This window comes from Stenotrophomonas sp. Ste86, assembly GCF_024519465.1.
Classification (GTDB): domain Bacteria; phylum Pseudomonadota; class Gammaproteobacteria; order Xanthomonadales; family Xanthomonadaceae; genus Stenotrophomonas.
The window spans coordinates 41,076-65,899 of sequence record NZ_JALJRW010000014.1 but is presented as its reverse complement, the minus strand read 5'-3'; the positions used below and the strand labels follow the sequence as shown (position 1 = coordinate 65,899).

The 24,824-nt window shown below is 66.8% G+C and carries 24 protein-coding genes; 12 read left to right on the top strand and 12 right to left on the bottom strand.

Annotated elements, in window-relative coordinates:
* Positions 1 to 295: 295 nt before the first annotated feature.
* From NR101_RS13475 to grxD, 3 genes are all read right to left on the bottom strand, one after another.
* Entirely contained in the window at positions 296 to 3,490 is a 3,195-nt protein-coding gene (locus tag NR101_RS13475; RefSeq protein WP_256776189.1) for a TonB-dependent receptor, read from the bottom strand.
* A 400-nt stretch (positions 3,491 to 3,890) separates the two neighbouring features.
* The gene (locus tag NR101_RS13470; protein ID WP_256776190.1) at positions 3,891 to 4,631 is read right to left on the bottom strand and encodes an SDR family NAD(P)-dependent oxidoreductase; all 741 of its coding nucleotides are present in this window, start codon (positions 4,629 to 4,631) and stop codon (positions 3,891 to 3,893) included.
* Positions 4,628 to 4,948: a Grx4 family monothiol glutaredoxin gene (gene grxD / locus NR101_RS13465; protein ID WP_256776191.1), complete on the bottom strand. Its 321-nt coding sequence runs from the start codon at positions 4,946 to 4,948 to the stop codon at positions 4,628 to 4,630. The genes NR101_RS13470 and grxD overlap by 4 nt, the downstream gene beginning before the upstream one ends.
* A gap of 106 nt (positions 4,949 to 5,054) precedes the next feature.
* Between grxD and NR101_RS13460 the strand changes: the two genes are divergently transcribed.
* Entirely contained in the window at positions 5,055 to 5,636 is a 582-nt protein-coding gene (locus NR101_RS13460) for a Fe-Mn family superoxide dismutase (protein ID WP_256776192.1), read from the top strand.
* A 237-nt stretch (positions 5,637 to 5,873) separates the two neighbouring features.
* Here NR101_RS13460 and NR101_RS13455 read toward each other — a convergent pair whose 3' ends face one another.
* Together NR101_RS13455 and purE are read right to left on the bottom strand one after the other, a co-directional pair.
* Positions 5,874 to 7,022 (bottom strand): 5-(carboxyamino)imidazole ribonucleotide synthase, encoded by a 1,149-nt coding sequence (locus NR101_RS13455; protein WP_256776193.1) that lies wholly within the window; start codon positions 7,020 to 7,022, stop codon positions 5,874 to 5,876.
* Positions 7,019 to 7,522 carry a 5-(carboxyamino)imidazole ribonucleotide mutase gene (purE, locus tag NR101_RS13450; RefSeq protein ID WP_256776194.1) on the bottom strand — a complete coding sequence of 168 codons (504 nt, stop codon included), beginning with the start codon at positions 7,520 to 7,522 and terminating at the stop codon, positions 7,019 to 7,021. Before purE ends, NR101_RS13455 begins: the two co-directional genes overlap by 4 nt.
* A gap of 59 nt (positions 7,523 to 7,581) precedes the next feature.
* Between purE and NR101_RS13445 the strand changes: the two genes are divergently transcribed.
* The 4 genes from NR101_RS13445 to NR101_RS13430 all read left to right on the top strand — a co-directional run bounded on the left by NR101_RS13445 (position 7,582) and on the right by NR101_RS13430 (position 10,438).
* Positions 7,582 to 7,851, top strand: coding sequence for a Trm112 family protein (locus NR101_RS13445; protein WP_256776195.1), 270 nt, complete (start codon positions 7,582 to 7,584; stop codon positions 7,849 to 7,851).
* Positions 7,848 to 8,705, top strand: a complete 858-nt coding sequence (gene nadC, locus NR101_RS13440; RefSeq protein WP_256776196.1) for a carboxylating nicotinate-nucleotide diphosphorylase — start codon at positions 7,848 to 7,850, stop codon at positions 8,703 to 8,705. The genes NR101_RS13445 and nadC overlap by 4 nt, the downstream gene beginning before the upstream one ends.
* A gap of 222 nt (positions 8,706 to 8,927) precedes the next feature.
* Positions 8,928 to 9,998, top strand: a complete 1,071-nt coding sequence (locus tag NR101_RS13435; protein WP_256776197.1) for a DUF2272 domain-containing protein — start codon at positions 8,928 to 8,930, stop codon at positions 9,996 to 9,998.
* 83 nt (positions 9,999 to 10,081) lie between these two features.
* Positions 10,082 to 10,438: a DUF3301 domain-containing protein gene (locus tag NR101_RS13430; protein WP_256776198.1), complete on the top strand. Its 357-nt coding sequence runs from the start codon at positions 10,082 to 10,084 to the stop codon at positions 10,436 to 10,438.
* Between the two features lie 62 nt (positions 10,439 to 10,500).
* Here NR101_RS13430 and NR101_RS13425 read toward each other — a convergent pair whose 3' ends face one another.
* From NR101_RS13425 to NR101_RS13400, 6 genes are all read right to left on the bottom strand, one after another.
* Positions 10,501 to 10,944 (bottom strand): ClpXP protease specificity-enhancing factor, encoded by a 444-nt coding sequence (locus NR101_RS13425; RefSeq protein ID WP_256776199.1) that lies wholly within the window; start codon positions 10,942 to 10,944, stop codon positions 10,501 to 10,503.
* A 138-nt stretch (positions 10,945 to 11,082) separates the two neighbouring features.
* Positions 11,083 to 11,718, bottom strand: coding sequence for a glutathione S-transferase N-terminal domain-containing protein (locus NR101_RS13420; RefSeq protein WP_256776200.1), 636 nt, complete (start codon positions 11,716 to 11,718; stop codon positions 11,083 to 11,085).
* 160 nt (positions 11,719 to 11,878) lie between these two features.
* Entirely contained in the window at positions 11,879 to 12,580 is a 702-nt protein-coding gene (locus tag NR101_RS13415; RefSeq protein WP_256776216.1) for a cytochrome c1, read from the bottom strand.
* Positions 12,581 to 12,617: 37 nt separating this feature from the next.
* On the bottom strand, positions 12,618 to 13,877 hold the full coding sequence (locus tag NR101_RS13410; protein WP_256776201.1) for a cytochrome bc complex cytochrome b subunit: 1,260 nt from the start codon (positions 13,875 to 13,877) through the stop codon (positions 12,618 to 12,620).
* 2 nt (positions 13,878 to 13,879) lie between these two features.
* Positions 13,880 to 14,500 carry a ubiquinol-cytochrome c reductase iron-sulfur subunit gene (petA, locus tag NR101_RS13405; protein WP_256776202.1) on the bottom strand — a complete coding sequence of 207 codons (621 nt, stop codon included), beginning with the start codon at positions 14,498 to 14,500 and terminating at the stop codon, positions 13,880 to 13,882.
* Positions 14,501 to 14,682: 182 nt separating this feature from the next.
* On the bottom strand, positions 14,683 to 15,648 hold the full coding sequence (locus NR101_RS13400) for a lytic transglycosylase domain-containing protein (RefSeq protein WP_256776203.1): 966 nt from the start codon (positions 15,646 to 15,648) through the stop codon (positions 14,683 to 14,685).
* A gap of 162 nt (positions 15,649 to 15,810) precedes the next feature.
* On the opposite strand from NR101_RS13400, the gene miaB reads away from it, so the two are divergent.
* The 7 genes from miaB (at position 15,811) to NR101_RS13365 (ending at position 23,270) form a co-directional block, all read left to right on the top strand.
* Entirely contained in the window at positions 15,811 to 17,271 is a 1,461-nt protein-coding gene (miaB, locus tag NR101_RS13395) for a tRNA (N6-isopentenyl adenosine(37)-C2)-methylthiotransferase MiaB (protein ID WP_256776204.1), read from the top strand.
* A gap of 582 nt (positions 17,272 to 17,853) precedes the next feature.
* A complete protein-coding gene (locus NR101_RS13390; protein ID WP_256776205.1) occupies positions 17,854 to 18,837 on the top strand; it encodes a PhoH family protein in 984 nt (327 codons plus the stop codon).
* Positions 18,838 to 18,882: 45 nt separating this feature from the next.
* Complete coding sequence (ybeY, locus tag NR101_RS13385; RefSeq protein ID WP_256776206.1) at positions 18,883 to 19,368, top strand: rRNA maturation RNase YbeY; 486 nt, start codon at positions 18,883 to 18,885, stop codon at positions 19,366 to 19,368.
* A gap of 29 nt (positions 19,369 to 19,397) precedes the next feature.
* The gene (locus tag NR101_RS13380) at positions 19,398 to 19,982 is read left to right on the top strand and encodes a hypothetical protein (protein ID WP_256776207.1); all 585 of its coding nucleotides are present in this window, start codon (positions 19,398 to 19,400) and stop codon (positions 19,980 to 19,982) included.
* Between the two features lie 91 nt (positions 19,983 to 20,073).
* On the top strand, positions 20,074 to 20,955 hold the full coding sequence (locus tag NR101_RS13375) for a transporter associated domain-containing protein (protein ID WP_256776208.1): 882 nt from the start codon (positions 20,074 to 20,076) through the stop codon (positions 20,953 to 20,955).
* Between the two features lie 8 nt (positions 20,956 to 20,963).
* Entirely contained in the window at positions 20,964 to 22,256 is a 1,293-nt protein-coding gene (locus NR101_RS13370) for a DUF4105 domain-containing protein (RefSeq protein ID WP_256776209.1), read from the top strand.
* Positions 22,257 to 22,271: 15 nt separating this feature from the next.
* Complete coding sequence (locus NR101_RS13365; protein ID WP_256776210.1) at positions 22,272 to 23,270, top strand: magnesium and cobalt transport protein CorA; 999 nt, start codon at positions 22,272 to 22,274, stop codon at positions 23,268 to 23,270.
* 159 nt (positions 23,271 to 23,429) lie between these two features.
* Here the strand turns inward: NR101_RS13365 and NR101_RS13360 are convergent, their stop codons facing one another.
* Positions 23,430 to 24,794 carry an NAD-dependent succinate-semialdehyde dehydrogenase gene (locus NR101_RS13360; protein WP_256776211.1) on the bottom strand — a complete coding sequence of 455 codons (1,365 nt, stop codon included), beginning with the start codon at positions 24,792 to 24,794 and terminating at the stop codon, positions 23,430 to 23,432.
* Positions 24,795 to 24,824: the final 30 nt, after the last annotated feature.

Below are 24,824 nucleotides of genomic sequence, written 5' to 3'. Positions count from 1 at the left end.
AGATCAGCGATTTTCACGGCTGGAGCAGCTGAATTTCCGCACCTTCGACACGAAGGATGGGCGCTATCGACCTATCGGTATCGACCCATTGCTGCACGCCGTGTCGCATTGTCACCGTGTCGCCCCCGATGTCGCGGTCGTCGTCGCATCGGGTCATTGAATCGCAGGAAATGCCAAAACTATAGGTTGTCCCGTAACCAGCGTATCGATACATGCACAGGCCCACCACGCCATTAAACGGAAACGGCCGGGTTGCCCCGGCCGTTCCGTATGCAGCAGATGCTATGTCAGTTCATCAGAACTGGTAACGGAAGCCCAGCTGCAGCGACCACTGCGACACACCGACGTCGAAGCCATCGGCGTCGGCGTTGGCGACGGTCGGGGTGTCGGCGCCGCGGTAGTTGTACACGTACTTGCCCTGGTACATGCCCTGCAGGGTGGCAACGCGGCTGTCGGCGAAGAAGCCGTAGTCGTAGATGTTGCCCCAGTCCTTGTTGATCATGTTGCCGATGTTCTGGATATCCAGCCAGATCTCCGACTTGTGACCTTTCATGAAGCCCGGCAGCTGCTGGCTGATGCGCACGTCGAAGGTGTTGATCCAGCCACTGCGGAAGCCGTTCGCACCCGGCGTGCTGCCCGCGTACTTGGCCAGGTCCGGGTTGGCGGCAAGCCAATCGAAGAAGCTCTTCTCCATCGCGGCATCGGCGGTGAACGCACCGGCGTTGGTCAGCGTACCGAACAGCACGTCGCCCGGGCCCTTCGGCACGTAGAACAGGTCGTTGGCGGTACGGCCGTCGCCGTTGGCGTCATTGGCGAACACGTAGCTGTACGGACGGCCGCTGCGACCTTCGTACACCAGGCCGATCTTGGTCTCGTAGTCACCGAAGAACTTGTGCTTCCAGTTCAGCGCGCCCGACAGGCGGTCGCGGATCTGGTAACGCGAGGTGTTCTCGACCGGGGTGTTGGCGTCGAAGGCGTACTGATAGCCCCAGCCCGAGCTGGCGGTGGAGCTGGTCAGCGAGCCGACTTCGGTGGCATCGGTGTAGGTGTAACCCAGGTTCCAGGACCAGTCGCTGGCATCGGACCACGGCTTGGACAACGACACGGTGAACTGCGAGGTACGACCCTCGTCGGTGTTGTTGATCAGGTAGACGTTGTTGTAACGGCCGTCCTTGCCGACACGCGAGTCAGCGGTCTGCCACGCGCCGACCTTGCGGGCGCTGTAGAACATGTCACGACCGTCCGGTCCCTGGTACTGCACCGGGCCCAGATTCAGGCTCTGGTAGAACAGGCCGTCCTTGACCTTGGTAACCAGCAGCTCGGCCGAAGCCACGATGCCGTACCACGGGGTTTCATGGTCCAGGGCCAGGTTGGCCTTGTAGATCGACGGCAGCTTGAAGTCGTTGCCGACGAAGTTGACGTTCTGGATGGCCGAACCCGGAGCGGTCGGCACCGGCTGGCTGTCCTTGTTCGGATTGAACTTCAGCGAATCGGCATACTGGTTGTTGCGGAGGCTGTAGACGTTGGTGTTGAAACCGGTCGCCGAGTAGCTGTTGCTGATCCACACCTGCGGCGAATCACCCTGGAACAGGCCCACGCCACCACGCAGCTGGGTCGGGCGATCGGTGTCGAAGGTGTAGTTGAAGCCGAAGCGCGGCTGGATCAGGAACTTGCTTTCGAAGACCTTGCTGTTGTTGTAGCCGAAGAAGTTCGACGCGGCCGCGTTGTAGGCCGGCTCCGGACTGGTGTCCGGACGGTCGGCGCGCAGGCCCAGGGTCAGGGTCAGGTTGTTGTTGACGTACCAGGTGTCCTGCACGAACAGCGCCAGGTTGCTGTAGGTGTAGTCAGCGGCGATCGAACCCGGGGTGCGTTCCGGTGCGTAGTCGTAAGTGTTCCAGCGGCCGGCGGCGAAGTTGTCCAGGCCGTAGAACGTGTACGTGCCCCACGAGTTGGCGCCGTAATAGTTGTAGATGTCGTTGGTGTCGTACGACGCACCGAACTTGACGTCATGGTTGCCCAGCGTCAGCGTGCCGGCGGCGTAATAGTTCCACGCCTTGGTCGTCAGGACGTTGTCCTGCGAATTGACTTCGGTACCCAGGTACAGCGAGTCACCCGACGGCGCGGTCGGGGTGCCGCCGAAGTAGATGCGCACGCTCGGGGCATCGGTGGACACCGCACGGATGGCCGAGTACTCGCGGTACGAGGCCTTCAGTTCGGTCGAGAAGTTGTCGGTCCAGTCACTGAACAGCTGGGCGACGTAGCTCTCGTTGGTCTTGTTGTGCTGGTACCAGTACGAGTTCAGCGAGGCCGAGCTCGTGGTCATGCCGTTGATGCGCAGCTTGCTCTGGTCGATCTTGCTGTAACGGATGTTGGCACGGTGGTTGTCGCTGATGTTCCAGTCCAGCTTCAGCGCGTACTCTTCCATCGAGGTGTCGCCGTTGCTTTCCAGGCCACCGGCTTCGATGCCGTAACCCTGCGCGATCTGCTGCGCGCGGGTCACGTCGGCCAAGGTGAACTGGCCGTTGGCCTTGCCGAGCGGGGTGGTGCTGAGGTCGGCGCCCGGGGCGGCCTGCTCGAACTTTTCGTAGTTGGCGAAGAAGAACAGCTTGTCCTTGAGGATCGGACCACCCACGGTCATGCCGTAGGTCTTTTCCTTGGTGAAGCCGTTGAACTTCTGGCCTTCCGGGTTGTCGCCGAACCAGTCGCCGTCACGGTAGGTGCCGTAGACCGAGCCGTGGAATTCGTTGGTACCGGACTTGGTCACCGCGTTGACGGTGGCACCGGCGGCGGCAGCGATGCTGACGTCGTAGTTGGACAGGTTGATGTCCAGCGCTTCGATGGCTTCCATCGCGACGGGCTGGCGACGGGTCGGCATGTTGTTGCCTTCCAGGCCGAAGGTGTCGCTGGCCGAGACGCCGTCGATGCTGATCGAGTTGAAGCGCGGGTTCTGGCCGCCGGCGGAGATCGAACCCGAGGCGCGGTCGATGAAGGTCACGCGCGGATCCAGACGCATCAGGTCCTGGATGTTGCCGCCGATGGACGGGGCAACTTCGATCTGCTGCTGGCTGAGGTTGGTGCCCGAACCCATCTTGGTCGCGCTGAACACTTCCGAGCCCGCAGCCACGGCGACGACCTGGACGGCATCCAGGTTGGTCGCGGCGAGGTCGCCGGTCAGTGCCGCGTTGACGGTACCGGTCTGGTTGACGCCCAGGTACAGGCCGTCTTCGGTCTTGGTGCCTTCACCGGACTTGGTGATGGTGATGGTGTACGGACCACCCACGCGCAGGCCGCGCGCGTTGTAACGACCCGCTGCATCGGTGGTCGCACGGCTGACCGTGCCCGACTCGGTATGCGTGATGGTGACTTCGGCACCGGCAACAGGCGCACCTGAGGCGGACGTGACCTGACCGCCGACACCGGCAGAGGTGCTCTGGGCGAAGGCGGGAGCGGCAGCAAGTGCGGCCACGAGACCAAGGGTGAGCTTGGACATCCGGAGACAGCGTGAGTGGGTCATTGGGGAGTAGCCTCGATGCGAGATTGGCGATGGCGGAGAAAAAAACGCGCCCAAGCAGCCTTGCTGGCGGCTGACTGGACTTTTATCTGGGTTCCCTAGCCGAGGGCTGGTTTCAGCCGCAACGGTTAACACTAGATTAACACGGTAGCGCCGGATTGTGACGGTTTGGCGACAAAACACACGCCATCACAACGGTATCGTGACGCGATCTTCACAACTGACCCTGGTTCGCTGAATGGCTGCTGCGGCCGCCCGTGCAAGGGTAACCAGGGAACGCTGCGGGTGGGTTACCGGTGGGTTGGCTGGGGAGCCGGCCAGCGGCCGGCACTACCGGAGCGGCCCTTGGTAGACCGCGAGGCGGACAGGCCCTGCCCCTTCAGGCGTCCAGGATCTGGCCGCGGTGGGCGGCGCCGGCGGCAGATAACAGAAGTACCGCCGTGGCGGCACAGTCGACCGGGTCGCGGGCGCCGCGGTCTTCGTCCAGGGAGAACGCCCGCGCCCGCAGGGCGGTGCGCATCGGGCCGGGCTGGAGGCCACTGACCCGCACCGGGCTGCGCCCGAGTTCGTCATGCAGGCTGGCGATCAACCCGCGCAGCCCGTGCTGGGCGGCACCGTAGCCGCCCCAATAGGCCTTCCCTACCCGCGCCGGATCGTCCACGGTGAACACCAGCGCGGCATCATCGCGCTGGCGCAGCAGCGGCAGGCAGGCCTGGGCCAGCCAAGCTGGCGCAGTCAGGTTGACGTGCACCGCGCGCGCAAAGGCGCCCGGATCGGCCAGCTCGAACGGGGTCAGCCCGGCGAAATCGGCGGCGCAGTACAGCAGGCCATCCAGCCGCCCAAGCTCGGACTGCAGGCGTTCGGCCAGAACCGCGTAGTCGTCGGGTGTGGCTCCTTCCAGATCGAGCGGGTACAGCAGTGGCTCCGGGCCAACGGCCTGGACGGCGGCGTAGACCCGGTCCAGCCGGCGCGGCTTGCGCCCGAGCAGGACCACGGTGGCGCCGGCCTCGGCACAGGCGATGGCGACGGCACTGCCGAAGCCGCCACCGGCCCCGGCGATGAGAATGACGCGATCGGCAAGCGATGCGGTCCCGGCCACGACGGTCGGGACGGCACTCATGCCTGCGAGGCCTCTTCGACGATGCGTTTGAGCTCGCCGGATTCGAACAACTCCAGCACGATGTCGCAGCCGCCGATCAGCTCGCCATGGATGAACAGCTGCGGGAAGCTGGGCAGGTTGGAGAAACGCGGCAGGTTGGCGCGGATCTCGGGTTCCTCGAGCACATTGACCGTGCGCAGCGCGACCGCGCCGGCGGCCATCAGCGCCTGGATGGCGCGACTGGAGAAACCGCACATGGGGTACTGCGGGGTGCCCTTCATGAACAACACGAGGGGGTAACGCTCCACTTCGGACTGGATCTGCTGCATCACCGCCACAACGCCTCTCCTGCAGGTGGGACAACCCGACCTGGCCGGTCGGATAGACTTCCCTCATCGCCATTGTAAGCCTTCCGGCGTCCCTCTCCTCAATCCATCGCGAGCCATGCCCCTCGAACTGCCCCGCCTGCCCTACGATCGCACCGCCCTGCAGCCCCACCTGTCGGCCGAGACGCTGGACCTGCACCACGGCCGTCACCACCGCGCCTATATCGAGGCGGTCAACGCGCGCATCGACGGTACCGAGCTGGCCGAGCTGCCACTGGAAGACATCGTGCGGCAGAGCCAGGGCAGCCTGTTCGACGCTGCAGCCCAGGCCTGGAACCACGGCTTCTACTTCCACTGCCTGCATCCGCGCGGTGGCGGCGACCCCAAGGACCGGCTGGGCGAACTGGTCACCCGCCACTTCGGCGACATCCGCCGGCTGCGCGAGGAATTCGACCGCGCCGCGCTGGGCCTGTTCGGCTCGGGCTGGGTGTGGCTGGTGCAACACCCGTCGGGCGCGCTGGCGATCCAGACCACCCGCAACGCCGGCACCCCGCTGACCGGGCAAAGCACCCCGCTGCTGGCCTGCGATGTGTGGGAACACGCGTACTACACCGACTACCAGAATGAGCGCGCACGCTATCTGGAGGCGTTCTGGAAACTGGTCAACTGGGACTTCGTGGCCGCGCAGTTGCGGGATTGAGGGCGCGCGCCGTCATAGCAGCGACAACCGGGTAGTGCCGGCCGCTGGCCGGCTCGCACTTGGCCACCCGCCCGGTAGTGCCCGCCACTGGCCGGCTCGCACGCTTGGCCACCGCCGGTAGTGCCGGCCGCTGGCCGGCTCGCACGCTGCCGGGTTGGTCGGGTGGGTGAGGAGCCGGCCAACGGCCGGCACTCCCCGTTTGTCGCCGTCGGCTGGGGCGCGGGCCGCGCGCCCGTTTCAGCGGCGTAGCGCAGCCGCCACCGGGGCGACCTGGGCGGTACGGTCAAGCTGCCCGCCCACCGCGTCCAGCGCGTCGGCCAAGGCCTGCGCATCATCGTCGCGCAGCGTGGCATGACCGACCTTGCGGCCGTCGCGCGGCTGCTTGCCGTAATCATGCCAATGCCCGCTCGGCTGGCCGAGGACAGCGGCCGCTTCGGGCATCGCACCAAGCCAGTTGAGCATGCAGGCGTGGCCGAGCATGCGCGTATCGCCCAGCGGCAAACCGAGCACGGCGCGCAGGTGGTTCTCGAACTGCGAGGTCTCGCTGCCTTCGATGGTCCAGTGGCCGGAGTTGTGCACGCGCGGCGCCATCTCGTTGACCAGCAGCTCGTCCCCGCGGCAGAACAGCTCCAGCGCGAACACCCCCACGTAATCCAGGCGCTCGGCCAGCGCGCGGGCATGGCCGATGGCGGCCTCGTGCTGGGCAGGACTCAACGTCGCCGGCGCCAGGCTGGCCGACAGCACGCCGTCGACATGCCAGTTGCCGGTCACCGGCCACGCGCGGAATTCACCGTCGCGGCCGCGCACGGCCACCACGCTGACTTCGCGATCGAAGGCGACGAAGCCTTCCAGGATCAGCCCGGTCCGCTCGACGTAATCGCCCAGTGTGGCCCAGGCCGTGTCGATGTCGGCGTCGCTGCGGATGCGGAACTGGCCCTTGCCGTCGTAACCCAGGCGGCGGGTCTTGACGATGCAGGGCATGCCGAACTCGGCCACCCTGGCGGCGAGCTCGTCGCGGCTGCGGATATCGGCGAACGGCGGCAGCGGGATGCCCAACTGCTGGAACAGGGTCTTTTCGCTGAGCCGGTCCTGGGCCACCGCCAGCGCATCGGGATTGGGATACACCGGCACGCGTTCGGCCAGGAAACGGGCACTGCGGGCGGGCACGTTCTCGAAATCGAAGGTCACCACATCCACCCGCGCGGCGAAGGCGGCCAGCGCGGCCTCATCCTCGAATGCGGCCACCTGCAGCGGCGCCACCTGGGCACCGCAGGCGTCAGCGGCCGGGTCGAACAGCTCGAAGCGCAGACCCAGCGGCGCGCCAGCCAGCACCATCATGCGGGCAAGCTGCCCGCCGCCCAGGATGCCAACGGTCTTCGTGCTCATTGACGCGGATCGTCGTGGGCCATGACGTCTTCGGTCTGGCGGGCGCGGAAGGCCTCCAGCGCCTCGCCGATGGCCGGCTGGTCGGAGGCCAGCATGGCCGCGGCGAACAGCGCCGCGTTGGACGCGCCGGCATTGCCGATGGCAAAGGTGGCGACCGGAATGCCGGCCGGCATCTGCACGATGGACAGCAGCGAATCCATGCCGTTGAGGGCCTTGGACTGCACCGGAACGCCCAGCACCGGCACGGCGGTCTTGGCCGCGATCATGCCCGGCAGGTGGGCCGCGCCCCCGGCACCGGCGATGATCGCGCGCAGGCCACGGCCGCCCGCCTGTTCGGCATAGGTGAACAGCACGTCCGGCGTACGGTGCGCCGAGACCACTTTCACTTCGTAGGGAACGCCGAGCGCATCGAGCTTCTGGGCGGCGTGCTGCATGGTTTCCCAGTCGGAGCGGGAACCCATGACGATGCCGACGAGCGGCGCGGATTGGTTGGGGGTCATTGGCCGTCACCTGCCTTAAAGACGTATTCTAGCCATCTTCCACGCAAGACGAAGAATCCATGGATCGCAAGCTGCTCGACCTGCTGTGCTCGCCCGACACCCGCCAGCCCCTGTCCCTGCTCGATGCCAAGGGCCTGGACGCACTCAACCGCGCGATCGGCGCCGGTGCCGTGGTCAAGGCCGACGGCAGCGCGCAGGCCCTGGCCCTGCGCGAGGCGCTGCTGACCCGCGACCGCAAGCAGGTGTTCCGCGTCGACGACGGCATTCCGGTGCTGCTGGCCGAAGAGGCCATCGCGACCGCGCAGATCGCCGATTTTCCGGAAAAATGAGTCCGGCCGTCCTTGAGGCACCCGATGCGGCGGTCGTCGCCGCCGATGTGGCGCGCGCACTGGCCGAAGACATCGGCAGCGGGGATGTCACCGCCGCCCTGCTGCCCGACCGTCCCGACAGCGCCTACCTGCTATGCAAGCAGGACGCGGTCATCGCCGGTCGGCCGTGGTTCGACGCCACCCATCGCGCACTGGATCCCGAAGTCACCATCAACTGGCGGGTGGCCGAGGGCGACGCTGTCACCGCCGGCACCGTGCTGGCGATCCTGCACGGGCGCAACCGCAGCCTGGTCAGCGCCGAGCGCACCTCGCTGAATTTCCTGCAGACCCTGTCCGGCACCGCCACCACCACCGCACGCCATGTGGCGGCCGTGGCCGGCACCGGCGCGCGCATCCTGGACACCCGCAAGACCCTGCCGGGGCTGCGCCTGGCACAGAAGTACGCGGTGCGCTGCGGCGGTGGCGACAACCACCGGATGGGGTTGTTCGACACGGTGATGCTGAAGGAAAACCACATCCGCGCGGCCGGTTCCCTGACCGCTGCGGTGCAGGCGGCGCGCGCGCAATGGCCGCAGTTGCCGCTGGTGGTGGAGGTCGAGGACCTCGATCAGTTGCGCCAGGCACTGGCGGTGGGCTGCGAACGCATCCTGATCGATGACTTCGATGCGGGGATGCGCCGTGAAGCGGTGCGGATCGCGGCGGGTCGGATTCCGCTGGAAGTCTCCGGCAGCGTCGGCCTGGAGGGATTGCGTGCGATCGCCGAGGACGGCGTGGACTGCATCTCCATTGGCGGGCTGACCAAGCACGTGCAGGCGATCGATCTGTCGTTGAAATTGGGCCCGCCGCCGGCTTGAGCGGCCTGCACCGGTTGTGCCGGCCGTTGGTCTGCTTCGCGCATGGGTCGAGAGCCGGCCAACGGCCGGCACTACCGGTGCGCGACGCGGCGGTCACGCAGGCATGCCGCCAGGGTTCGGCGCTCGACGACGCAGCGGACGCGCGCATCTGTCTGGCTGTTTTCACGGCCCCGGCAGACCGGGTCTGCGAGGCTTGCCCTGCCCCCACCCCGGAGAGCGCGCATGCGCCCCTTGCTCCTGCTTGCATGCCTGTCGCCGCTGGTGACGTTGCTGCCGGCCACCGCGTCCGCCGCCGAGGTCTGCGATATCCCGCCGCGATTCGGATTGAGCCCGTTGGCGGTGAGCATCGTCAACACCGCCTGCAACGAGCATCGCCTGTGGTATCGGCCGTTCATCGATCGCGATGGCCGTGCGGCGAGCCTGAGCGTGACCGAAGCCGAGGACGTCCACCTGGCCGACAATGGTCTGGTTGCCTGGCAGCGGGTGGTCGGCTACTGGCGGCAGAGCGGCACGTTGTCGCCGATGGGCAGCCAGCCGGGCGCGTCGAGCTGCATGGCCCCGCCGGGGACGCGCTACACCGACAGCGACTGCCGGGCGTTTCTGGTCGACAACCCGTGGTCGGCCGCCTTCATTTCCTGGGTCATGACCCGCGCCAGCGTGCCCGGCTTCACCCGCTCGCCGCGCCACATCGACTACATCCGTGCGGCCTACCAGAACAGCGGACCGTATCGGATGGCCGATCCGACGCAGGAAAAACCGGCGCCCGGTGACCTGCTGTGCTACCTCCGCGATCGGCGCGAAACCTTGAGCTACAGCGGCCTGGTGCAGTCGCTGGGCAGCGGCGCGGTGACGCATTGGAAATCGCATTGCGAGGTGGTGATCGCTGCCAACATGGGCGGTGATCGCACCCTGTACCTGATCGGCGGCAATGTGATGAACACGGTGGCGATGCGCAAGCTTGACCTGGACCGCAGCGGCCGGATCGACCTGCCGCCGGCCAAGGCGAGCACCAGCGACGGGGTGGACCCGGGCTGCACGCCCGGCCGCGAGGAAGAATGCAGCTTCAACCGCCAGGACTGGGCTGCCCTGCTGAAGCTGGTGGCCACCGCGCCGGCGATGGCGCCGATGCCGCCACCGGACCCGGCAGGCACGTCGGCACCGCCATGGGTTCCGCAGGGAACACCAACGCCGCCGCCGGCGTCGCCCCACCCCGGCGCGCGCGCGCTGCCACCGGCGCCGACGCCGCCAGCACCGGCAACGACGCCCCCGGTGCAGTCGCCGCAGACCTCCTAGCGCGTACCACGCGCAAGGCTTGATCCGCGCCGCGTTCGTCGCCATCTTGGAGGTTCGACCTCCCTGACCGCACCGAGTCACCGATGCCCAGTTTGATCCTGTTGATGATTGCCGGTGCGTTCGCCTACGCGTTCTGGAACGCCTCGCGTGCGGCCGCCGAGCGTGCCGGCGAGCTGGGCCGCAATGCCTGCCGTGCCGCCGATGTGCAATGGCTGGACCAGAGCGTGCACGGCACCGGCCTGCGCGTATGCCGCAAGCCCAACGGCTGGCTGGGCTGGGAGCGCACCTTCAAGTTCGAGTACTCGCACGATGGCGTGGACCGCCACACGGGACGCATGGTGCTGCGTGGCGATGAGCTGGTGGCGTTCGTGGGACCGTCGGCGGCGCGGATCAGCGAGATCCGGCGCGGCGTGGATACCGGCGGCGCCGAGGACGTCTGAGCAGCCGACACTCCGTAGGCGCCCCCAACAAAAATGGCCGCCTTGCGGCGGCCACGGGTGATTTATTTGACTACGCGCAGATGCGGGCGGCCGCTCGGCTTGGGCGGCGCGTCGTCCGGCGGGGTCGGGCTGTCGTCGGGCGGCAGCTCGTCCTCCGGGCCGGGATCGTGGCCGGGGATGTCATCGGGCAGGGCCATGCCCTGCCCCGTCTCGCGGGCATACACCGCCAGCACGGCCGAAATCGGCACCTGCACCGGATAACTGGTCCCGGAGAAGCGGGCCGAGAAGCTCACGCTGTCATTGTCAATATGCAGGCGTACGACGGCACGTTCGGCGATGTTCAACACCACCCTGCCGTCCTTGACCGCGCTCTGCGGCACCTGCACGCCGGGCATGCCGGCGTCCACCAGGATGTGCGGCGTCAGGTCGTTGTCGTTGATCCATTCCACCAGTGCCCGCAACAGGTACGGACGGTGGCTGGTCATGCGGAAAGTGTCTTCTGTCATGGGGGTAGAGCCGAGCCGTGCTCGGCTGCAGGGATCCGATTGCGCAGTGGCAAGTGTACGCGCCCGCACCGGCGCCGGTCAGCACCCGCGCGCCGAACGTAAAGCGCCGATGCAGTCAGCTGCACCGGCGGGCCGGGCTCAGCTGGGCAGATCGCGCAGCTTCTTTTCCTGGTCGGTCAGGCTGCGGATGAAGCCCGGGTGGCGGAAGATCCGGTTGCCGTAATCCTCGATCGACTTGCCATCCTTGGGCAGCGGCACGTCCAGCGACTGCAGCCGCCACACGATCGGTGCCATCGCGCAATCGGCCAGGCTCATTTCTGGATTGAGGAAGAACTTGCTGGCCTTGAACAGCGGCACCGCGCTGGTCAGCAGTTCCTTCAGGCGCTTGCGCCCGGCCTCTGCCTGGGTCTTGTTGCCGAGCTGGATGGCCTGCACCTGCGGTACCCAGTCGTGTTCGATGCGCAGCATCGCCAGACGGATGCGCGCGCGCGACAGCGGATCGACCGGCATCAGCGGCGGGTGCGGGTAACGTTCGTCCAGGTATTCGCTGACCACCGAGGCCGCGTACAGCACAAGCTCGCGCTCCACCAGGGTGGGCACGGAATGGTACGGGTTGAGGTCGATCAGATCCTCGGGCGGATTCTGCGGGTCGACCGGGACGAAGTCGTAGCTCACGCCCTTGGCCGCCAATACCAGGCGCACGCGATGGCACAGGACATCGTCGTTCGAGGAAAACAGCGTCAGGGTGTTCCGCATGCGTACGCTCGCCGCCATCAAAGGCTCTCCAACGTCCGGTAACCGCCGGTCGTATCGGCGCCGCCAGCCCATTGCCAGCGGTCGTCACAGTACCCGAGTGTGCAACTGCCCATCACAAAAGCCAATAGGCCGATCGACCCCTGATCGGATCGATCGATGCTCGGCGGCGGGATGGCGCTCAGTGCACGTCCTTCCAGTATTCCTTCTTGAGCAGGTACGCCAGGAAGGTGAGCAGCGCAAGGAACAGGATCACCCACACGCCGAGCTTCTGGCGCTTGAGCGCGGCCGGTTCGCCGGCGTACTCCAGGAAGTTGGTGATATCGCGCACCGTCTGGTCGTACTCGGCAGCGCTCACGTTGCCCGGCTGTTCGATCTTCAGCCCGACCACCGGCGCGTCTGCCCCCGGGCTTTCCGGCTTGCCGTGTATCGCGTGCTGCAGGCCCTGCATCTCCCATAGCGGGTTGGGCATGGAGGCATTGGGGAACAGGCGGTTGTTCCAGCCCAGCGGCCGGGACGGATCGAGGTAGAACGACTTGAGGTAGGTATAGACCCAGTCGCTGCCTCGCACCCGGGCGATCAGGCTGAGGTCCGGCGGCATCTTGCCGAACCATTTCTCGGCCTGGGCCTTGGGCATGCTTACCGGGATCTGCTCGCCGATCGGGGTGCCGGTGAAGTTGAGGTTGGTCATGACCTCTTCTTCGCTCAGGCCCAGGTCGGCCGCCATCCGCGAGTAGCGCAGGTACTTCAGCGCATGGCAGCCGGAGCAGTAGTTCATGTACAGCTGCGCGCCGCGCTGCAGCGAGGCGCGGTCGCCGAGGTCGTTGCCGGCCTGCAGGGTGGTGCCGCCTTCGGCGGCGCCGGCCAGGCTGCTGGCCAGCATCAAGGCGGCCGCGCAGGCCAGCCGGACAATCCAGTGGTCAGTCATGCGTGGTCACCCGATCCGGTACCGGTTTGGTCCTGTCCAGCCTGGTCCATAGCGGCATGGTGATGAAGAAGGCGAAGTACAGGAAGGTCAATACGCGGCCCACGTAGGTTTCATGTGCGTCGGTGCCGGGGCCGGAGCCGATCACACCGAGCCAGACGAAGCACACCGCGAACACGCCGAGCAGGCCGCGCGAGAGCCAGCCGCGGTAGCGGTAGGACTTGACCCGCGCGCGGTCCAGCCACGGCACCAGGAACAGGATCGCGATGGCCGAGAACATCACCAGCACGCCACCGAGCTTATTGGGCACCACCCGCAACATCGCGTAGTACGGGGTGTAGTACCAGACCGGCTTGATGTGTTCGGGCGTCACCAGGCGATTGGCCTCGGTGAAGTTGTCGTGTTCCAGGAACAGGCCGCCGAAGGCCGGGGCGAAGAAGATGATGAAGGCGGCGATGATCAGCAGGAACCCGGCGCCCACCCCGTCCTTGAGCGTGTAGTACGGATGGAACGGGATGCCGTCGGTGGGCGCGGTGGCCGACCAGCGATTGCCCTTGGGACCCTTCTTGATTTCCACGCCGTCGGGGTTGTTCGAGCCGACTTCGTGCAGCGCGCCCAGATGCAGTACCACCAGCAGCAACAGCACCAGCGGCAGGGCGATCACGTGCAGGGCGAAGAAGCGGTTGAGGGTGGCGTCGCTGGGCAGGTAATCCCCCATGATCCATTCGGTCAGCCCGGTACCGATCACCGGAATCGCGCCGAACAGCGAGATGATCACCTTCGCGCCCCAGAACGACATCTGGCCCCACGGCAGCACATAGCCCATGAAGGCTTCGGCCATCAGCACCAGGTAGATCAGCATGCCCAGGATCCACACCAGCTCGCGCGGTTTCTGGTAGCTGCCATACAACAGCCCGCGGAACATGTGCAGGTAGACCACGATGAAGAACAGCGAGGCCCCGGTGGAGTGCATGTAGCGGATCAGCCAGCCCCACTCCACGTCACGCATGATGTACTCGACGGAGGCGAACGCTTCGGCCGCATCGGTCTTGTAGTGCATCGTGAGGAAAATGCCGGTCACGATCTGGTTGACCAGGATCAGCAGCGCCAACGAACCGAAGTAGTACCAGATGTTGAAGTTCTTCGGCGCGTAGTACTCGGTCACGTGCTTGCGGTAGACCGGCATCAGGCCGGGGGCGCGCGTGTTGACCCAGTCGGCGACGCCGGTGGCGGTGCGGGAAAGGATGTTGGCCATGGTCAAGCCGCCCCCTGCGGGTCAACGCCGATGATGATGGTGTTGTCGTCCTGGTAATGGTGCGGCGGCACCAGCAGGTTGATCGGCGCCGGGACATCCTTGAACACGCGACCGGACATGTCGAAGCGCGACTTGTGGCAGGGGCAGAAGTACCCTCCCTTCCACTGGGGGTCGTACGGCTCGGGGCGGATCTCGGCGACCATCTCCGGCGAACAGCCCAGGTGGGTGCACAGTCCGACCAGGACCGAGACCTCGGACTTGATCGCGCGGAATTCGGGATTCTGCTTGAGCACGTAGGCCGGCTGCTGGTCCTTGACCCCGGATTCGGGATCCTTGAGCCGATCATCCAGGCCGTGCAGCGCGTCCAGGATCGCCTTGGAGCGCTTGACGATCCAGATCGGCTGTCCACGCCATTCCATGACCAGTCGCTGGCCTTCCTGGAGTGCGCTGATATCGGCAATCACCGGAGCACCGGCCAGCTTGGCGCGGGCGCTGGGATTCCAGGACTTGATGAACGGCACTGCTGCAAATCCGACGCCGACCGCTCCGACCACCGCAGTGGTTGCTGAAAGGAATCGTCGACGTCCAGTATCGACTGGATCGTTTACCCCATCGTTGGCCATCCGGCACTCCGATATTGATTTAGGTAGCTTGAGGCTGCCAGCAGACCGGTGGGGGCCAGTCCACATTGAATCAGCCGCGAGTGTAGCTGAACCGAAGTCGGCCACACAACGCGGTACTACGGAACGACATTACGACACGACATTACGGCATGGAGGCCAGCCAGCGCCATGGGCGCGTCGGCTCACTGGGTGGTGGCCTGCGCACCACGGTAGCGTTCGGCCAGCTGCGCCACCCGCTTCACGTAGTACTGGGTCTCACTGTAAGGCGGTACGCCGCCATGGCGATCCACGGCACCCTCGCCTGCGTTGTAACCGGCAGCGGCCAGGGTGAGGTTGCCGTTGAAGCGCTTGAGCAGCCAGGACAGGTACTGCACGCCGCCGCGGATGTTCTGCGCGGCGTCGTAGGAGTCGGTGACGCCGAAGCGGCGCGCGGTGGGCGGCATCAGCTGCATCAAGCCCTGGGCGCCGGCGCGGCTGAGCGCGGTCGGGTTGTAGGCCGATTCGGCGTGGATGATCGCGCGGACCACGGCTTCCTCGACCCCGAACTCGCGCGCGGCGGCGGTGATCTCGCTCTGGAACGCGGTGGTGTTGAGCCTTACCGAGCCGAAGTTCACGCCGGGGTTGGCCCCGCAGGCGTAACAGCGCTCGATGAAGGTGTAGTGGATGGTGCGCACCGGGCCGAGGCTGGCCAACTGCGCCGGGCGGGCGCTGGTGTAGTGGCGCACCCCTTCCTTCATGTAGGAGTAGACCTGCCCGCTCACCACGCGGCCGGCTTTGTTGGCCCGCGCGGCCGGGGCCGACGGCGCGCTGAGCACCGTGGCCGATGGCGCCGGGCCACTGGCGGTCAGGGCGGTGCCGGTGTTGGCGCGATCGGCCTGGACCGGACTGGCGGGCGCGCTGGCGGTCGCTGTCGGGACCAGTGCAGGCGCTGGCGCGGCGACCGGTGCCGGCGGCGGGGTGTAGCGGCGCGGCGCGCTGCGGTCGGGCCGGTAGCTGCTGACCACGCTGCAGGACGCCCCGGATACCCGCTTGCTGACATAACTGGGCACGCCGTCGGCACCGAGGCACTTGTACAGCGTGCCCGCACTGGCCGGCATAGCGGTCAGCGCAGCCAAGGCCAACGCAGCGATCCCCAAGATCCCCTTCATTGCCGGGAGTGTCCCAACTTCGGCGGTGGTTGCCAAGGGGTTGACGCCGGTCGCCAGCGCGGATCGGCCCTGAACCCGTCCGGGGAGTGCTTCCGGCATACAATGCACGGCTCATCGCAGCCAACCGGCTGCCTGCCCGCCCACCCGACTGGAATAAGCGCCATGACCGGGACGCCAGCTTCGACCGCGCCGACTTCGGCCGGCTCCGCCTTGCCTGCCGCCACACCTGATTCGCCCGCCCCCCGCCCCGACCTGATCGCCCTGCCCGGCTCCCGGCCACAGGTGACCGGACCGGTGCGCGGCAAGCTGTACATCAAGACCCACGGTTGCCAGATGAACGAGTACGACTCGTCCAAGATGGCCGACGTGCTGGCCGCCGCCGAAGGCCTGGAGTTGACCGACGACCCGGCCGAGGCCGACGTGCTGCTGATGAACACCTGTTCGATCCGCGAGAAGGCGCAGGAGAAGGTGTTCAGCCAGCTGGGCTACTGGAAGGCGCTGAAGAACAACGGCCGCGGCGTGATCATCGGCGTGGGCGGCTGCGTGGCCTCGCAGGAAGGCGAGGCGATCATCAAGCGCGCCCCGCACGTGGACCTGGTGTTCGGCCCGCAGACCCTGCATCGGCTGCCGGAGCTGATCCGCCAGCGGCGCGAATCGGGCAAGTCGCAGGTGGACATCAGCTTCCCCGAGATCGAGAAGTTCGACCGTTTGCCTGAGCCGCGCGCCGAGGGCGGTTCGGCGTTCGTGTCGATCATGGAAGGCTGCTCGAAGTACTGCTCCTTCTGCGTGGTGCCCTACACCCGCGGCACCGAGGTCAGCCGTCCCTTCGAGGACGTGGTGGTGGAAGTTGCACAGCTGGCCGCGCAGGGTGTGCGCGAAATCAACCTGCTGGGCCAGAACGTCAATGCCTACCGCGGTCCGTATGGGGACGGTGAGTTCGCCGACCTGGGCCTGCTGATCCGCACCATCGCCGAGATCGACGGTGTTGGCCGGATCCGGTTCACCACCTCGCACCCGCTGGAATTCAGCGACTCGCTGGTGGATGCCTACCGCGATGTGCCGCAGCTGGCCAATTTCCTGCACCTGCCGGTGCAGGCCGGCAGCGACAAGGTGTTGTCGGCGATGAAACGCGGTTACACGGCCCTGGAGTTCAAGGCCAAGATCCGCAAGCTGCGCGCCGTGCGGCCGGACATCTCGATCAGCTCGGACTTCATCGTCGGCTTCCCCGGCGAGACCGAGGCCGACTTCGAAAAGACCATGAAGCTTATCGAAGACATCGGCTTCGACCACAGCTTCTCCTTTATCTACTCGCGTCGCCCGGGTACCCCCGCGGCCGATCTGGAAGACACGATCAGCGATGCCGAAAAGCACGCGCGCCTGTCGCGCCTGCAGGCGCGCATCAACGAACAGGCTGCGGCGATCTCGGCCAAGATGGTCGGCACCGTGCAGACCGTGCTGGTGGAAGGGCCCTCGCGACGCGATCCGAACGAGTTGACCGGCAAGAGCGAGAACATGCGCTCGGTGAATTTCCCCGGGCACCCGCGCCTGATCGGGCAGTTCGTCGATGTGGTGATCACCGAGGCGTACAGCAATTCGCTGCGCGCGCGGATGGTGACGAGCTGAGGGCGCGCCGGCCAGCGGCGGCGGCACCTCGGGCCGCCGTTCCCACCAGCGCGCGCGACTGCGCCTGCACCGCTGGCAGTGGGCGGCGGTGCGGGTCTGTTCAAGCTGCAGCAGCGAGGTTCCGGCGCGGACCAGCCGACCCGTCGCAGCCAACGGCACCCATCGGCCGGACACAGACACGACCAGTGACATCGGACGCCGTTCTGCAGAAGGAGATGCGCCGTCGCCTTGCGCACACCTCCGTGAAGAAGAGGTCAGTCAACGCCGCGCTGGTCATGAAATGATCACCTGGCGCAAACCCTTGCCGCCATGGGCGCCACGGTGCTTATCCACATGTTTCTCCAACATCCACCCACAACCGCTGTGGATGAACGCGCGCGGCGTGACGCTTTTTTTACCACGACCGCGGATCGCCTGCCGCACTAAGGCCCACGCCGGCTATCCACAGGTTGCTGCACCGTCCTTGCACAGACGCTGTGGAGAACCGCGCCTTCGCTGGCGGCCAACGTGGCTGCGCGCTACCCTGTGTTTCCCATCCCAACGCTGCGGCCGGGTCGCTACGACCGATGGCTGCCTGACGCAATGACGGCACTTGCACAACGCGACTTCACCCTGGTCCCGGAAGACAACGAACGCCTGGCCAATCTGGCTGGCCCGTTCGACGAGCACCTGCGCCAGATCGAACTCAAGCTCGGCGTGGAGATCGCCAACCGCGGCCCCGTGTTCCGCGTGACCGGCCCCAAGCGGGTGATCGAAGAAGCCAAGACGCTGATCGAGGCCCTCTACGCCGAAGCGGCCGAGGTCACCTTCGACAGCCACGCCATCCACCTGCGGCTGAACCAGGCCAACGTCGAACACGTCGTCGACGGGGCCTATGAGGCGCAGGACGTGACCATCAAGGTCAAGCGCGGCACCGTGCGCGGGCGCGGCGCCAACCAGGCGCGCTACCTGCACCAGATCACCACCCACGACATCAATTTCGGGATCGGCCCGGCCGGTACCGGCAAGACCTTCCTGGCGGTGGCCAGCGCGGTGGACGCGTTGAACGAGTCGCGCGTGCAGCGGCTGATCCTGGTGCGCCCGGCGGTGGAAGCCGGCGAGAAGCTGGGCTTCCTGCCCGGCGACCTGAGCCAGAAAGTGGACCCGTACCTGCGCCCGTTGTATGACGCGCTGTACGAAATGCTGGGCGTGGAAAAAGTGCTCAAGCTGCTGGAAAAAAACATCATCGAGATCGCGCCGCTGGCCTACATGCGCGGGCGCACGCTCAACGATGCGTACGTGATCCTGGACGAAGCGCAGAACACCACCGTCGAGCAGATGAAGATGTTCCTGACCCGTCTCGGCTTCGGCTCGACCGCCGTGGTCACCGGCGACCTGACCCAGACCGACCTGCCCAAGCACGTCAAATCCGGCCTGCGCGATGCGATCGAGGTGCTGCGCGATGTCGAGGGCGTCAGCTTCACCTTCTTCGAAGCCCGCGACGTGGTCCGCCACCCGCTGGTGGCACGCATCGTCAGCGCGTACGACCGCCGCGACCTGCAGCAGGTAAAACCCGGCGCGGAGTAGACGTACACTGTCCACTTCCGATTGATCTGAACTACCGGTATCGCCATGACCAAGGGCCCCGTCCGCCTCGATGTAGCCGTCAGCTACGCCCTGCCCCGTGCCGGGCTGCCCTCGGCGGTGAGCTTCCGCAAGTGGGTTGCCGCCGCGCTCAAGGGCCGCATCCGCGAGGCCGACCTGGCCATCCGCATGGTCGATGCCAAGGAAGGCCAGTCGCTGAACCGGCATTACCGGGGCAAGGACTACGCCACCAACGTGCTGAGCTTCCCGGCCGAGGTGCCCGAGGGCCTGCCCAAGGGCGTGAAATTCCCGCTGCTCGGTGACCTGGTGATCTGCGCCCCGGTGGTCGCGCGCGAGGCCGAAGAGCAGGACAAGCGACTCAATGCCCACTATGCGCACCTGACCGTGCATGGCGTGCTGCACCTGCTGGGCTGGGATCACGAGGACGACAAGGAAGCCGAGGCCATGGAGCAGCTGGAACGCGACATCCTGGCCGAACTGGGCATCGACGACCCCTACGCCAACGAGAACTGAGCCGCCCGCCGGTGACCCACGGATTTTCGATGATCGCCTTCAAGACCGCCTGCCTGGGCCTGCTGGCCCTGCTGCCCGCCACCAGCGTCGCCGCCCCGCTGGACCTGGCCGCCCTGATCGAATGCCGGCAGGGGCTGGCCGACTACAACGCGGTGGCGCCGGTCGTGGCCGACCCGCTCAAGGCGGTAGCCAACGGCCTGCAGCCGCTGCCGCAGTCCAATCAATTCATGAGCGAATTCCGCCTGGCCATGCCCGTGACCGTATTCGGCCAGCAGACCGAGTACATCGCCGTGGCCGGGGCCAGCATCATGGCCATCCTCGACCTGGCCGACCCGCGCCCGATGGCCAAACGGCTGGCGCTGGAGGATGGCGTGGACAACCCGGACAAGTTCATGGCCGGGCGCGAGCTGGTCAGCCGCGACGTCACCGACCCGACGACCGGCGAGCCGATGATCGAATCGGTGATCCTGAGCCTGTCCACCGTCAAGACCCACCCCGGCAAGACCCTGGCCGGCTGCACCTACAGCCTGGACCTGCCGCCGGAGGAGGAGCCGGCCCCGGACGCCACGCCGGGCGCCGCCTCCCCGGACTCCCCGCCCCCGGCCGGCCCGTGAAGGCCGCGCCCGCCGGCGGACGCTGACAGCGGCGCTCATCCTGCTAGACTGAATCCAACGCCCGGCTCGCCGGGTGCCTTTTTTTCCAGAGATGTCTGAAGACGACAGTAGTGGCTCCAATGTGGAGCAAAACGAAAAGAAGCGCAGCTGGCTCGAACGCCTGACCTCTGCCTTCTCCGGCGAACCCCACACCCGCGACGAGCTGGTGGCGGTCCTGCACACCGCGCAGGAAGATGGGCTGATCGCCGCCGACACCCTACGCATGATGGAAGGCGCGATTTCGGTCGCCGAGCTGACCGTGGGCGACGTGATGATCTCGCGTTCGCAGATGGTCTCGCTGCCGGTGGAAGCGCCCTTCCTGGAACTGATGAAGCAGGTGGTCGAATCGGGCCATTCGCGCTTCCCGGTGCACGGCGACAACAAGGACGACATCCTTGGCGTGCTGCTGGCCAAGGACCTGCTGCGCGGCGTGGTCGCCGACCACGGTCCGGCCAACGTGCGCGAACTGCTGCGCCCGGCGGTGCTGATCCCCGAAGCCAAGAAGCTCAACGTGCTGCTCAAGGAGTTCCGGCTCTCGCGCAACCACATGGCCATCGTGGTCGATGAGTACGGCGGCGTCGCCGGGCTGGTCACCATCGAAGACGTGCTGGAGCAGATCGTCGGCGAGATCGACGACGAGCACGACGAGGCCGAGGACCACACCGCGCAGATCGCCATCCAGGCCGACGGCCAGTACGTGGTCGATGCACTGACCGCGATCGAGGATTTCAACGAGCGTTTCGGCGCCGACTTCCCCGACGACGACTACGACACCATCGGTGGCCTGGTCACCGAGGCGATCGGCCACCTGCCCGAAACCGGCGACGAGCTCAGCCTGGACCGCTTCGTGTTCCGGGTGGCGCGTGCCGATGCCCGCCGCGTGCAGGCGTTCCATGTGACCGTGCTGTCGGCGGACACCGACACCGAGGATTGATCAACGCCATGCGGCCCCTGCTGAAGCGGTGGCCGTCGTGCCGCCTGTTGTTCCTGTCGTGGTTGCTCCTCCTGGCCAGTGTCCCGTTCGCGGCGCTGGCGCAGGAGGCTGCCGCCACGTCCTCCGATACGCCGGTCGCAAGCGATGAAGCACCCGCGCCCGGTGTCGCTGCGGACATGTCCCCTGCGCCACGCATTGGCGTGGTGACCATGCAGCCCGGCGAGATCTTCTTCGAGCGCTTCGGCCACGATGCGCTGGTCGTCCTGGACCCGCGCAATGGCCAGGCCATCTCCTACAACTTCGGCTATTTCGATCCGGGCGAGCCGGACTTCATCGGCCGCTTCGTGCGCGGCGACATGATGTACTACCTGGTGGCGCTGCCGCTGGACGAAGACATGTCGTACTACCGCGAGAGCGGCCGCGGCGCCAGCATCCAGTGGCTGGACCTGGACCCGCAGCAGGCCCGCACGCTGGCCGCAGGCCTGGCCGAACGCGCCAAGCCCGAGAACGCGCGCTACCGCTACGACTACTACACCGCCAACTGCGCCACGATGGTGCGCGACACCATCGACCAGGCGCTGGGCGGCGGCCTGCATTCGCAGCTGTCCGGTCGCTCGCGTGGCAACACCTACCGCAGCGAATCGGTGCGGCTGGCCTCGCCCTCGCCATGGATGTGGCTGGGCTTCGACATCGGCCTGGGGCCGTTCGCCGACCAGCCACTGTCGCGCTGGCAGGAAGCCTTCGTGCCGATGCGATTGGCCGACGCGCTGCGCCAGGCCCGCAACAGCGAAGGCCGTCCGCTGGTGCAGGCCGAGCAGGAACTGCTGCCGCACAGCATCGCGCCCGAACCCAAGGAATCTCCGCGCCACTGGTGGCCGTGGCTGCTGTGTGGCCTGCTGGCCGCCGCGGGCGTAATCGCCCTGCGCACGCGTCGGCGCGTGCTGGGCGGTATCGCGCTGCCGCTGTGGCTGTTCTGCGGCATCGCCGGAGCACTGCTGACTTACCTGTGGGGCTTCAGCGCGCACCAGGCGGCGTGGGCCAACCGCAACCTGCTGGTGCTGTCACCGCTGTGCCTGCTGCTGCTGCCCGGCGCGGTCACCCTGCTGCGCGGGCGCGTGCCGCGTGCGTGGTTCCGCATCGTGCTGTGGGCGGTGGCGCTGCTGGCCGCACTGGGCCTGGTACTGCATTGGCTGAGCCTGCAGGCGCAGGTCAACCTGCAATGGATCGTGCTGCTGCTGCCGGTGCACTTAGCGCTGGCGTGGGCGCTGGGTCGTCGTGACCTGCCCGTCACGGGCCGCTGACGCACGATGCCGCCCATGGAAAGTACCGCACCCGTCAATCCGCCCTGCGTCATCAACTGTGTCCATTACGATGATCAGGGCAAGCGCCACGACATCAGCCTGGACGCGATCAGCGATGTGATCGAAAGCGGCAACGGCTTCGTCTGGGTCGGTCTCTACGAGCCGGCTGACAGCGTGCTGCTGAAGCTGCAGGAAGAATTCTGCCTGCACTCGCTGGCCATCGAAGACGCACGCAACGCGCATCAGCGCCCCAAGGTGGAGTCGTACGGCAACTCGCTGTTCGTGGTGGTCACCACCGCGCAGATGGTGGACGAGCGCATCCAGTACGGTGAAACCCACGCCTTCCTCGGGCCGCGCTTCCTGGTCACCGTGCGCCACGGCGCGTCGCTGTCCTACGCCGCGCCGCGCGCGCGGGTGGAGCGCGAGCCCGAGCTGCTGCGCACCATGGGCCCGTCGTACTGCCTGTATGCGGTGCTGGATTTCGTGGTCGACAACTACCTGCCGATCACCCAGCGCTACCGCGACACGCTGGAGCTGCTGGAGAAGGACATCTTCTCCGACAGCTACAAGCGCCAGACCGTCGTGCGCCTGTACGAGTTGAAGCGCGAGCTCAACAAGATGCGCATGGCCGTGGCGCCGCTGCAGGACATGCTGGCGCAGATCAAACGCTACCAGGGCGAGCTGGTGCCCGATGAGGTGAAGCTGTACCTGCGCGACGTGCACGACCACGCGGTGCGGATCAGCGATGTGATCGATACCCTGCGCGAGATGCTGGGCACCGCGCTGAGCGTGAATCTGTCGCTGGTGACGCTGGCGCAGGGCGAGACGGTCAAGCGCCTCGGTGCCTGGGCCGCGCTGCTGGCCGCGCCGACCTTGATCACCAGCTGGTACGGCATGAACTTCACCCACATGCCCGAGCTGGACAAGCCGTGGGCGTACCCGGCGATGATCATCGGCGTCGGCGCGATCTGCGTGGGGCTGTACCGCCTGTTCAAGCGCGTCCGCTGGCTCTGAGGTCGGCCGGTGGTGCGACGCCAAGCGGCGATACGCAGGTAGTGCCGGCCGCTGGCCGGCTCCAGAAAAACCCGGATTCACGCCGGGTGTTTGGAGATTTCGAGCAGCCGACCAACGGCCGGCACTACCGGTTCCAGCGGCCCTGCCGGGCCGCTCCGATCAGGCCACGTAAACGGTCTTGATGTTCATGAACTCATGGATGCCATGGTCGGCCAGCTCGCGGCCGAAGCCGGAGCGCTTGGTGCCGCCGAACGGCAGGCGCGGGTCGCTCTTGACGATGGCGTTGACGAACGCCGCGCCGCATTCCAGGCGCTTGGCGATCGCTTCGCCGCGCTGCGCGTCGCCGCTCCAGACACTGCCGCCCAGGCCGAAGCTGGTGTCGTTGGCCACACGCAGCGCGTCTGCGTCATCGCGCACGCGCACGATGGCCGCCGCCGGGCCGAACAGTTCTTCGTCGTAGGCAGGCATGCCGGGGCCAACATTGTCCAGAATGGTGGCCGGGTATCCGGCATGGCTGCCGGCTACCGGCTCGCCGCCGAGCAGGACCTTGGCGCCCTTGGCCACGCTGGTCTGTACCTGCTTGTGCAGCTCATCGCGCAGGTCGGCACGGGCCATCGGCGCCAGCGTGGTCTTCTCGTCCTGCGGATCGCCGTACACGCGCGCGGCCGCGGCAGCGACGAACTTCTCCACGAACGCGTCGGCGATCGCGTCGACCACGATGAACCGCTTGGCGGCAATGCAGGTCTGGCCGCTGTTGTCGAAGCGCGACTTCACCGCGGCGGCCACCGTCTTGTCGAGGTCGGCATCGTCAAGCACGACGAAGGCATCGCTGCCGCCCAGTTCCATGACGCACTTCTTGAGCTGGTCGCCAGCGGTGGCGGCGATCGAGCGTCCGGCACGTTCACTGCCCGTCAGCGTGACCGCCTTGACCCGCTTGTCGCGCAGGACGTCGGCGGCCTGGTCGTTGTCGATATGCAGCACGTCGAACACGCCCTCGGGCAGGCCGCCATCGCGGCAGACGGCGAGGATCAGGTCGGCGCACTGCGGGACGTTGCTGGCATGCTTGAGCAGCGCGACGTTGCCGGCCATGAACGCCGGCGCGAGGAAGCGGAACACCTGCCAGATGGGGAAGTTCCACGGCATGACCGCGAAGACGCAACCGATGGGCTCGTAGCGCACGTAGCTGCGCTGGGCTTCGGTGTCGATCAGCTGCGGCTTGAGGTAGTCGGCGGCGTGGTCGGCGTAGAACTCGCAAGCCTGGGCGCACTTTTCGATTTCAGCGAGCGCTTCGGCCTTGAGCTTGCCCATTTCGCTGGTCATCGCCTGCTGGATATCGTTCTTGCGCTGGCACAGTTGCGCGGCGATGCCACGCAGGATGGCGCCCCGTCCCTGCAGGGACTGCCCCGACCACAGCGGGAAGGCCTTGGCGGCGGCGGCCAGGCGCTGTTCGATCTGCGCGGCATCGAGCAGTTCGTGGCGGTAGGTGACCTGGCCGGTGGCGGGGTTGATGATTTCAACGGTCATCGCGGTGCTCCGAAAGACAGGCGGTGATTG